7 protein-coding genes are annotated in these 11320 nt (G+C 39.6%); 6 read left to right on the top strand and 1 reads right to left on the bottom strand.

Going from position 1 to position 11320, the window contains the following annotated elements; translation table 11 throughout:
* Positions 1 to 466 precede the first annotated feature (466 nt).
* Positions 467 to 2290, top strand: a complete 1824-nt coding sequence (locus tag AAEY98_RS07215) for a DUF7380 domain-containing protein (protein ID WP_351015979.1) — start codon at positions 467 to 469, stop codon at positions 2288 to 2290.
* Between the two features lie 450 nt (positions 2291 to 2740).
* Here AAEY98_RS07215 and AAEY98_RS07210 read toward each other — a convergent pair whose 3' ends face one another.
* On the bottom strand, positions 2741 to 3067 hold the full coding sequence (locus AAEY98_RS07210) for a hypothetical protein (RefSeq protein ID WP_351015976.1): 327 nt from the start codon (positions 3065 to 3067) through the stop codon (positions 2741 to 2743).
* A 90-nt stretch (positions 3068 to 3157) separates the two neighbouring features.
* Between AAEY98_RS07210 and AAEY98_RS07205 the strand changes: the two genes are divergently transcribed.
* From AAEY98_RS07205 to AAEY98_RS07185, 5 genes are all read left to right on the top strand, one after another.
* Entirely contained in the window at positions 3158 to 3577 is a 420-nt protein-coding gene (locus AAEY98_RS07205) for a hypothetical protein (RefSeq protein WP_351015973.1), read from the top strand.
* 213 nt (positions 3578 to 3790) lie between these two features.
* Complete coding sequence (locus AAEY98_RS07200; RefSeq protein WP_351015970.1) at positions 3791 to 5509, top strand: type I restriction-modification system subunit M; 1719 nt, start codon at positions 3791 to 3793, stop codon at positions 5507 to 5509.
* On the top strand, positions 5499 to 6824 hold the full coding sequence (locus AAEY98_RS07195) for a restriction endonuclease subunit S (RefSeq protein WP_351015967.1): 1326 nt from the start codon (positions 5499 to 5501) through the stop codon (positions 6822 to 6824). Before AAEY98_RS07200 ends, AAEY98_RS07195 begins: the two co-directional genes overlap by 11 nt.
* A 24-nt stretch (positions 6825 to 6848) precedes the next feature.
* Positions 6849 to 8033 (top strand): PD-(D/E)XK nuclease family protein, encoded by a 1185-nt coding sequence (locus AAEY98_RS07190; RefSeq protein WP_351015964.1) that lies wholly within the window; start codon positions 6849 to 6851, stop codon positions 8031 to 8033.
* Complete coding sequence (locus AAEY98_RS07185; RefSeq protein WP_432338759.1) at positions 8030 to 11254, top strand: type I restriction endonuclease subunit R; 3225 nt, start codon at positions 8030 to 8032, stop codon at positions 11252 to 11254. The genes AAEY98_RS07190 and AAEY98_RS07185 overlap by 4 nt, the downstream gene beginning before the upstream one ends.
* The last annotated feature ends 66 nt before the right edge of the window (positions 11255 to 11320 follow it).

Here is an 11320-nt window from a genome sequence, read left to right as displayed (position 1 = left end):
TAATTCACTTGCTGTAACTTACCGCTCCCTGTTTATTTGTAAATTAATTGAGGCGACAACTATCCTGACACAGGGGGGTATTGTGCGTTTATATTAAAGTTTGATAATTCTTAATAGTGTTTGATCATTTATAATCTAATTACACGCAATTATCTAACTCATGTATAATTATACGTGAGACAGGTAAATATGTGTAATTTGATTTACGTGTTTATTCCTATTCAATTAATTATTGTCTGAAGGCGAAGGTGACAAATGATATTCTCACTATCGCTTCCTCATCTTGGAATAGTGGTTCGCACCCATCAAGACTTTCAGTTTAACCGCTGCGTAGTTGACCAAGTTTTAGTATTGCAACAAAGTAACTATTTAGCTGTGGTATGAGCTACTTGTCTACGCTAGTCTATAGAATCTCTATTTAGTCAAAGATGAAACTATAAAGTACAAGTCTAGGTGCTTACTAATTATGGAAAATTCGTTAAAGTTAACTCGAGAATTATTTATTGAATGCGACTGGAACTATGATGTATTACCAGAGAAACGCTCTGGTTACTCTTCGGTTATGCATTGTTTGCTGCAATATTCGAAAGACATGTTAGACCAGGGAAAAACAACACACTCCAAAGCCCTCGATCTGTTATCAAGAGCTGCATCAATGATGTTGGTACCGAGCAGGATCAATGAACCATTCAAAGCCAGTATTCAAGACTTTCATGCCGGACGGAGGTCTGCGCTACCTGATGACTTTACCGAAGAAGAGCTGATATTCTTTCAGGAAATTCTCAATGATGTCAATGAGCCATGGCTTAAAGCAAGGATTGCTGATCTGCTGTGGTTGCTACTAATCCCGAAAAATCCCGAAAATGCAAAAATAGCAATAGACTCGTATATTTCTGAACCGATTAATGGTGAAGCGTGGCATCGTGGTGTAAAAGATTGCTGGGAACGTGCTGCACGGTTATCTATGCAAATTAAAGATTTTGATCGTTTAAAAATAATAAAAAGTAAACTTTTTTCAGCCTTTAGTTCTGAATATCCGAGTGATTCACTCATGAAGTTTTGGTTAGCGGATTTATTGGATGATCTTAAAATTGATAATGATTTTAGAGAAAATATAGCGTTTTCACTTACCGAAAAGGCCAATACTCTAAAGATAAATGGTGATTATCGTTCTGCTAGATCATACTTTGAGTTGGCTTCTAAAAAGTACAAGCAATACTCTGATGAGAATGGATGGCTTGAATCACTTATTGCGATCGCTGAATGTTTTGAGCTAGAGGCTGACTCCCGTTCTAGCGGGAGTAATATGGTCGCAAACTCCTTCTATGAAAATGCAATTCAAGCATATCGCTGTATTCCAAATAAACATCGAGTGGCTTATGGTGTTGATGAGAGTGCAAGAGCCATTCGCGATAAAATAGTAACATCAGGAAAAGCTGCTCTAGATGAAATGTGTATGATAAGCACACCGGGGATTGATATCTCTGACACGGCGAAGCAATCAATTGAACATGTTTCCGGGAAACTTAGCCCTGAACAAGCAATATTATATTTCACCGGCCTATATAGCGTACCCAAATATAAAGAGCTTCGTGAAACATCTAAAATAATTATGCAACAAAGCGTACTTAGTAGCTTAGTTGGTGCAACTCATATGAACAGTGACGGGCGTGTCATCGCAAAAACTCCGGCTATTAATTTCAATGATGGTGAAGATTCTCCTGGTAATCAAGCTGCTCTTCATAGGCAAATTCAGCAGCAATTTTCTATCGAAGTTCAGTGTGTGGTAGAAGGTCAAATTATGCCCGCATTGAGACAATTACTAATGGAACATCGGTTCACAAGAGAACTTATGGTTACCGCTTGCCATTACTCACGAATAGTTCCTCAAAATCGAGAGCAATTATTAGGACATGCGCTATGGCTAGGTTTTGAGTATGAGTTTGGCGCTGCAATTCACTTACTTTGCCCGCAAGTAGAACATATAGTACGTTCACAATTGAAGGAAGCTGGAGTTCATACAAGCAATATTGATAAAGATGGCATTGAAAATGAGAATGGCTTAAGTACGTTGATGGAGCTACCAGAAGTGATTAGGTTATACGGGGAAGATTTAGCCTTTGAAATTAAGAGCGTTTTCACAGACACGCTTGGTAGTAATTTGCGTAATGAAGTAGCTCATGGATTATTAGATGATAATTCCTCTTCATCAATAGATTCTATTTACGCGTGGTGGATGGTACTTAAACTAGTCGTTCGCTCTATTCCGGATATCATTAATAAGGAATAATAAATATTTAATTATGGAAAACCATGAAGCGCGCGACAAGTGCAAGTACTCAAATTCTAGTTACTCTATAAGCTTAACGTTTTAGGTGCGGTGTTTATAATCCGAAAATGAGTGCAATCGCCTTGGTTCTAAATCATTTTTGTACAAAATTGAGCTTGAAAAAGATCAAACTTTATTATCAAAAAATGACATTCGTCCTCAAATAAATTATCAAACTATTGCGTTGTTACCGCTCATGATAACCTTCATTTTTTATCAAACTTTAATATAGTCGTACACGTATATCTAGTTTTTGCATATCAGTAGTATCTTAGATGGTGATCCTAATTTTTGTTCCGACAAAACGTTTTAAACATTTCAGCACCGACTTTGTTTAGTTCTAAATAATCATGATAAAAGATAGTGTGCTAGTTGATTATGTTGGTGCTTTAATGAGATTTTTGAATAAAACTAATGTGTAAAAACGTGTTTATTTGATGCATAGAAGCGATAATACGCTTCATGAAGTGGAGTATTGTCTGTTTCACACCAATATATTTCTACTAATTCTGCCATTACTGCTGGAGAGCTTGACGAGCCCCAAACATCCAAATATGGTTTAATTAAAGGCTTTTCTACAAAGTTTTCAATATCGTGTTGCGCTCGTTGCTGCGCTAGATGATGTAGAGCACTCTTCGCTTCTCCACCGACTGACATGGCATCATTGCAGGTAATGACCTCAGTCGCTGATGCGTTAATTGAAGTAATAAAGAAGAGCAAACAGGTAATTTTTTTCATTGTCGAGAGCCACTATTTCAAATTGAGAGTTAGCCATTGACGTTACATGGCGTTGAATAATTACTTTACAACTAACATAGGTTTTTTCAAATGATTACAGTTAGTGAGTCCAATACGGCTATTAACCTTCTCCTAGCTGAGAATAGCCATTACAGTGTGCCAGTTCTGGGTGGACGACCGAAAGATATTAAATTACCGCAGATGTTTTCTCTGAACACTAGCATTGTTGAAGACTATTTTTATTCTGCTAATGACCAAGATGAGGTTCAAGATAATGCATGGGATTATATTTGTCGGTGGATAGATAAACACCAAAAAGCCTATAGCATTTCAGTAGATGATGGTTTACTTAATGTGTCAATTTTAACCGCGCCATTAGAAGCGTACCTTAACCTCTCTATTTTTTATGCGAAAAAAGAAGATGCCATGCTTCACTGTGCTATCCATTTTAGTTATGTATCAGATTATAAAAATAGCATTACTGATGTGTTTGAAACGGCACACAGCTAAAGCCAATTATGCTTTTTATCTATAGTTGAGTTTTATAACTCAACATTGCTCTTCAGGTGTTTGAATGGACACAGGTTAATTGTTTGTCTACAAATTTACCTTCCATAATGTGGTTTAACTTCAACTAAAGCACTTACCTAGACATAAATTAAAGACATTTAAAAATCCAGTGATATGATGTTAGTAATTCTTCTAAATCAAGAAAAACATCAAATGAAACAAACAGAACAACAATTTTTGAAAGAGCTTGAAAGCAAGCTTTGGAATGCCGCTGACAAACTTCGCTCTACGTTAGACGCCTCTCAATACAAGCATGCCGTACTAGGTCTTATCTTCGTTAAATACGTGTCAGATGCATTCAAACTGCGCCAAGATGAAATCAAAGCCGCACTTACTAATCCTGATAACGAATATTACCTAGACCCAGCAGACTTTAGCGCAGAAGAGCTTGCTGAAGAAATGCAGGTTGAGCTTGAGCAACGTGATTTTTACACGGAGAAAAACGTATTCTGGCTACCTATTGAGTCACGATGGCAGTTCTTGCAAGACAATGGCCCATTGGTGATTGGTGGTGCTGAATTAGCAATTGCAGGCCCTAATAACAAGAAAATCACAAAAAAAATCACTTCAGTGGGTCATTTAATTGATAATGCACTTGAAGGGATTGAGCGCGATAACCCAAAGCTAAAAGGTGTGCTTAATAAGTCATATTCATCTCTTAAAATTGACCAAGCTAAGCTAAATGAGCTTATTAACCTGATTGCCACTATTCCGTTTGTACACGCTGACTTAAACAGTAAAGACATTCTCGGGCACGTATACGAATACATGTTAGGTCAGTTTGCGCTAGCTGAAGGTAAAAAAGGCGGCCAGTTCTACACGCCTGCATCTATCGTAACGCTCATTGTTGAGATGATTGAACCCTTTGAGGGCAGAGTGTATGACCCTGCTATGGGCTCAGGTGGCTTCTTTGTACAATCAGAGAAATTCATTGAGCGTCATGCCCATGAAAAGCAAGTTGATGCGCTGACTCAAAAGCACAAAATCTCGATTTACGGCCAAGAATACAACCACACCACATGGCAATTAGCCGCCATGAACATGGCTATTCGTGGGTTAGATTACGATTTTGGTAAAGAGCCAGCCAGTACCTATACCAATGTTCAACACCCCGACTTACGTGCCGACTTCATTATGGCCAATCCACCATTCAATATGAAAGAGTGGAACACAGGTGTTGATGATAACGACCCGCGCTTTAAATACGGCCAACCGCCAGCGGGTAACGCAAACTTTGCGTGGATGCAGCACATGCTTCATCATCTTGCACCAGATGGCTCACAGGCGTTGTTATTGTCGAATGGCTCTATGAGTTCAAGCACCAATAACGAAGGCACCATTCGTCAGGCATTAATTGAGAATGACTTGATTGAATGTATGGTGGCTTTACCTGGGCAGTTATTTACTAACACTCAAATCCCAGCCTGTATTTGGTTTTTAACCAAGAATAAGAACCCAAGAGTTGATAAAGCCGGTCGTAAACTGCGTGGCCGCAAAGGGGAAGTGCTATTCATTGATGTTCGTAATCTTGGCTACATGAAAGACCGCGTATTACGTGACTTCAGCTTTGACGATATTCAAAAAGTAGCCGACCTATTCCACGCATGGAAAACCGGTGAAACGGTTAATGGCGTCACTTATGAAGACCAAGCGGGATTTTGTAAATCTGCCACGTTAGTAGAAATTACCAAGCATGATTTTGTGCTTTCACCAGGACGCTATGTGGGTGCATCAGATAAGATTGATGATGGGGTGCCGTTTGCTGAAAAGATGGAAGTTTTAACGGCCAAGCTAGTTGAACAGTTTGCTGAGTCGGCAACTTTAGAAGCTGAAATTAAGAAGAACCTAGCGGGGTTAGGTTATGAGCTTTGAAAGACATCTAATAACCAATATTGTTGAATTTAATCCTAAAAGAACAGTAAAAAAAGGGACGATTGCTCCATTTATTGATATGGCGGCTTTACCGATTTCAAGCCGTGACATTGACGAGGTTATTGAAAAGGTATTTAAGAGTGGTGGAGCGAAGTTTGCGAACGGAGATACGCTTTTTGCTCGAATTACACCATGCCTAGAAAATGGGAAAACAGCCAAAGTATCTGGGCTACCTATAAATACGAATGCCTTCGGATCAACCGAATTTATTGTAATGGCAGCCAAAGAACCTGAATATGATGAAAATTACATCTATTATCTTGCTCGCTTACCTGAATTTAGATCTTATGCAAAAGCTCGAATGGAAGGTACATCTGGAAGACAGCGTGTATCATGGCAATCATTAGCGGAATTTGAATATCCATATCCTGATAAAGAAAATAGAAAACTAGCTGGCAACTTCTTACGAGCGATGGATGACAAAATAACGTTAAACACCCAAACCAACCAAACTCTAGAAGGAATGGCACAAGCCATCTTCAAATCATGGTTTGTCGATTTCGATCCCGTTAAAGCCAAAATGAATGGTGAGCAACCTGAAGGTATAGATGCGTCCACTGCCTCGCTTTTTCCAGAAAAGCTAGTTGAGTCTGAGTTGGGATTGATCCCTGAAGGATGGCAGGTTAGGTCTTTAGGGGATATTTCAACTTTCCAAAATGGTTTTGCTTTCAAGAGTAAAGAACTTACGACCGATGCGTCAGCAGGAACTCACAAAGTATTTAAAATGGGAAATATTCGTAAAGGAGGTGGTTTTAATTGGCATGGTTCCAAAGACCATTTTGATCTAAATTCGACCCCCAAGCTTGAAAGGTATTTGATCAAAAAAGGTGACCTTTTAATGAGTATGACCGACATGAAAAATAATGTCGCTTTACTTGGCTATACTGCGTTAATGCCTGTTTCTGATGTGTTTTTGGTTAATCAACGTGTTGGTTTAATACGTAAATCTGAAAAACACTACTTAAATTATCCTTTTTTATATTATCAAACTAATGCGAATGGGTTTTTAACCGACATTCGTTCTCGTGCAAATAGTGGAGTTCAGGTAAATCTATCAACAGCAGGGATCAAAGATACATTGCTAGTTGTACCACCAAAAGAAATTCATGAGATTTTTGATAAACAGGTACGTTCATATTTAGAAATGATGTTCTCAAATGATGCTCAATCAGAAGAGTTAGCTAAGCTTCGTGATTTACTACTTCCTAAATTGCTTTCGGGCGAAATCGACTTAGCCGAAACAACAATATTATAATCAAATTAAGAGCAAGGGATTGCAATGCGAAATAGTTTACTTGTTAACATCAGCAAATATGCGGCAAGCCATAAGACATCACCGATAGAGAACTTTGTAACTGAAGCGTTTGCTTGGTTGTTGAAAAATGATGAGTCTGTGCGTCAGTCAATAAATCATCTTTTACAACAAAAAGCGGTGCAGAAAGGGTTGGTTATAGACTCTATGGCTGAGTCTGAATATATCGACACCCAAGTCAACTTCAATGGAAAGTTCCCAGATATGCTGTGGGAATCTATAGACCGTGATTTTTGTGTGATCTTTGAACATAAAATTTGGTCGGAGCTTCATCACAAACAATTAAGCAACTACAGAGATTTTGCTGAGAAATCACTTAACAAACGCTTTTTAATAGTATTGATTACCGCGCATGTAGGCCAACATAGGCAGCAGCCTGATATTGCCTTGTGCTGGTACGATATTGCCAAGCAGATCCAAGCCATAGAGAGTGATAACGAAAAACTTAATTGGATCCGCGAAGAGTTTATTCAGTTACTCGAAAGCAATGGTTTAATTAACGTATCAGCGATTAATCCGCTGTCAATTGCCTACTACCAAGAAGCCAAAAACATAGATCAGCAACTCTATAATATTTGTCAGCACTCGATTAATAACCAATGGCCATTGTTGACAGAAAGTAGTTCGACGCTATTTTCTAGCCCACCAAAACATAGAAATGCACGTGGCCGCAATGACACCTGGGGCCGAATAGGGTTAGAGTTTTCTTCATTAGCCGATTTTAACGATGAGAAAGCATGGCAACCGGCATTATTTTGCGGCTTTATTGTTGATGGTGCTGATCATCAAATTCACGACCTCCTCAATACGGCACCTATTGCGGCAGTTGTGTTAAGCGTCAATAAAAAGCTTCAACCAAAAGTTAAAGTACATGGCTATTACGACCAATTAGTTTTAGATATATCATCAAAACTGCCTAAGGAATGGCGTTTGAGTGATCGGACTACACTTGGTAATAAAGCGAATAAATGGCATCCATTGATCATCTATCGTGATTTGACTGAATTTATCGCTAGTGCCAGTACATTTGAACAGCAGCAAGAAACTTTCTTTAATCAGATGGCGGCAATTCAACGATTATTTATTGATAGCGAGTCATTCACCGTCTTTTGCGGCGAAATGCAAAAATGGAATCGAGAGGACGTAGCGTGATCACCGAAGACCAATTAGAACAAGCGTGCATCAGCTGGTTTACCGACCAAGGTTACCTGTATAAAAATGGTTATGATATCGCTCCAGACGGTGCGTCACCTGAGCGTGAGGATTACCATCAAGTTGTATTGAAACAGCGGTTATTAAGCCAGTTAGAGGTGATTAACCCAGAGCTTCCCTATGACGCGTTACTGGATGTGGTGAATACTGTTTGCTCACCTGATACGCCCATACTGATAAAGAATAACCGTGCCTTCCATAAATATGTGATTGAAGGTGTGCCGGTTGAATATACTGTTATCGAGGATGGCGAGACTAAAACTAAGCATTCTCATGCACAGTTAATGGACTTTACTACGCCCGATAACAACGAGTTTTTGATCGTTAACCAATTTACCATTATTGGTACAAAAGGTAGCCGTCGTCCTGATGTTATTGTGTTCATTAATGGTTTGCCGATAGCCGTCATTGAGCTTAAAAATCCTGCTGATGAGCATGCGGATATTTGGAATGCTTATAATCAACTGCAAACCTACAAAGATGAAATCTTCGACTTATTTGTTTTCAATGAAGCTTTAATTGTAAGTGATGGTTGGACTGCGCGTGTAGGCTCATTAACCGCGAATAAAGAACGCTTCTTACCTTGGAAAACGGTAACGACAGAGAATGATAAGCCTTTACTCGAATTTCAGCTTGAAACTATGGTGAGAGGATTTTTCAAACAAGATTTATTGCTCGATTACATCCGCTATTTTGTTTTGTTTGAAATTGATAATGACAACATCATTAAGAAGATTGCCGGCTACCATCAATTCCATGCAGTGCGAGCAGCCGTTGAGGCAACCGTTAGGGCATCAAACACATCGGGTAACTTCCTAGAAACGACCATTCCAGCGCTAGATAAAATCAAGCAAGGCAGCGGTAAAGCCGGTGTTGTTTGGCATACACAAGGCAGTGGTAAAAGTATTTCTATGGTCTGTTATGCCAGTAAATTGTTACAGCAAGCTAGTATGAATAACCCTACCATTGTGGTTGTGACTGATCGTAATGATTTAGATGGCCAGTTGTTTAACACCTTTGGCATGGCTCAAGAGACGTTAAAGCAAATTCCGCAGCAAGCAGATGATCGTGATTCATTACGAGAGTTACTATTAAATCGTCAATCTGGTGGGATCATATTTACCACTATTCAAAAATTTGCATTGTTGGATGAAGAAACAGCCCACCCAAGGCTATCTGAACGTAGCAATATCGTTGTTGTGTCTGATGAGGCCCACCGCAGCCAGTACGGCAATAAATCGAAGATGGTTGAGGTAAAGGATAAAAACGGTGTTGTAACCGGCCATAAGTACGTTTACGGCTATTCTAAGTATATGCGTGACGCTTTGCCTAATGCGTCCTTTATCGGCTTTACAGGTACGCCTATTGCCATTGATGACAAAGATACCCGTGGTGTGTTTGGTGAGTACGTTTCAATTTATGATATTCAAGATGCGGTAGAAGATGGTGCAACGGTGCCAATTTACTATGAATCTCGATTAGCTAAGCTGGATATTAACCAAGATGAAATTGAGCAACTAAACGATCAAGTTGAAGATGAAATTGGTGAAGATGAAGAGACAGCCGATCGTGAAAAGGTAAAGTCTCAGTGGGCGACACTAGAAAAATTGGTTGGTGCTGCGCCGCGTATTGAGCAAGTAGCGATAGATCTTGTTGAACATTTTACCACTCGAACTGAAACCTTCGCTGGCAAGGCCATGATTGTGGCAATGAGCCGAGAGATCTGCGTAGACTTGTATAATGCAATTGTTGCTATAAAACCTGAATGGCATCACCTCGATACAGACAAAGGTGTTATTAAAATTGTGATGACCGGCAGCGCATCTGACAAAGAAAAGATGCAACCACATATTCATGACAAGAAGACCAAAAAGCTATTTGAAAAGCGCTATAAAGATACCGAAGATGAGCTGCAACTAGTGATTGTACGTGACATGTGGTTGACAGGCTTTGACGCCCCTTGTTGTCACACAATGTACATCGACAAGCCCATGAAAGGGCATAACTTGATGCAGGCTATTGCCCGAGTAAACCGTGTATTCAAAGACAAACCTGGTGGATTGGTGGTTGATTATATCGGTATTGCCAATGAGCTTAAAAATGCATTAAAAACCTATACCAATAGCCAAGGTAAAGGGCAACCGACCATTGATACCGCTGAAGCATTTGCGGTACTGATGGAGAAGATTGATATTATCCGTGGCATGTTTGCGACACCTGTAGATGGTAGTGTATTTAATTATCGTCCTGACTTTGAAACTCACGCACTTAGATTACTTCCTGGCGCAGTAAACCACTTGTCAGGGCTTGTAGTACCTCAAAGCAATGGAAAGGAGCAGCGTGATGGTAAACGTCGTTTCCTGGACGTTATGGCTGCCTTAACGAAAGCCTACTCACTTTGTAATACTATGGATGAAACACAAGGCTACAAGAACGAAATAGCCTTTTATAGCGCAATAAAAACAGCGTTTATCAAACATTCAACAGTCGATAAAAAGCGAACTGATGAACAACGCAATAGCGCTCTGAAGTTAATTCTTGATAATGCTGTAATTGCTGATGGTGTTGACGATATATTTAGCATGGTTGGCTTAGACAAGCCCAATATTGGATTACTTTCACCTGAGTTCTTAGAAGATGTTAAGAACATTAAAGAGAAAAACCTTGCTGTAGAGTTGCTGGAAAAGCTCCTTCGTGATGAGGTTAAATCTCGGATGAAAAACGATGTGGTGCAGGAGAAAAAATACTCTGAACGCATTATGTCTACGCTGCAAAAATACCATAACCGTAGCATCGAAACGGCCCAAGTCATTGAAGAACTTATTCAATGGGCAAAGGAGATGCAAGAAGATGCCGAGATGCTTGATAAGCTCAATCTTTCAGTCGATGAAATTGCCTTTTACTGTGCATTAATCGAAAACGAAGAGTCAGTTCGTCAACTAGGTGATGATAACTTGCGAAGCCTTGCCATTGAGTTAACTCAACAGTTACGAAAATCAGCTACGGTTGATTGGCAAAAGCGCGATAGTGTTCGAGCTAGAATGCGTAACCTTGTACGCAGATTACTGCGTAGATGGAAATACCCGCCAGATGCAGCAGAAGAGGCGATTAAATTGGTACTTGAACAGGCTGAAGTATTGGCTGATGGTTGGTATAGGTAGTGTTTTTAATAGGTGATATGGGGTATGTGCGGACTCACTATGCCCCATAGCCAATTAAATATGTTG

This window comes from Shewanella sp. AC91-MNA-CIBAN-0169 (assembly GCF_040310165.1).
Lineage (GTDB): Bacteria > Pseudomonadota > Gammaproteobacteria > Enterobacterales > Shewanellaceae > Shewanella.
Note: the sequence above shows the minus strand (reverse complement) of the source record. Positions and strands in the feature narration are given on the sequence as shown.

Coding starts and splice junctions, on each gene's coding strand:
- AAEY98_RS07210 (WP_351015976.1), bottom strand. CDS start 3,067: ATGAAAAAAATTACCTGTTTGCTCTTCTTTATTACTTCAATTAACGCA.
- AAEY98_RS07190 (WP_351015964.1), top strand. CDS start 6,849: ATGCGAAATAGTTTACTTGTTAACATCAGCAAATATGCGGCAAGCCAT.
- AAEY98_RS07215 (WP_351015979.1), top strand. CDS start 467: ATGGAAAATTCGTTAAAGTTAACTCGAGAATTATTTATTGAATGCGAC.
- AAEY98_RS07200 (WP_351015970.1), top strand. CDS start 3,791: ATGAAACAAACAGAACAACAATTTTTGAAAGAGCTTGAAAGCAAGCTT.
- AAEY98_RS07205 (WP_351015973.1), top strand. CDS start 3,158: ATGATTACAGTTAGTGAGTCCAATACGGCTATTAACCTTCTCCTAGCT.
- AAEY98_RS07195 (WP_351015967.1), top strand. CDS start 5,499: ATGAGCTTTGAAAGACATCTAATAACCAATATTGTTGAATTTAATCCT.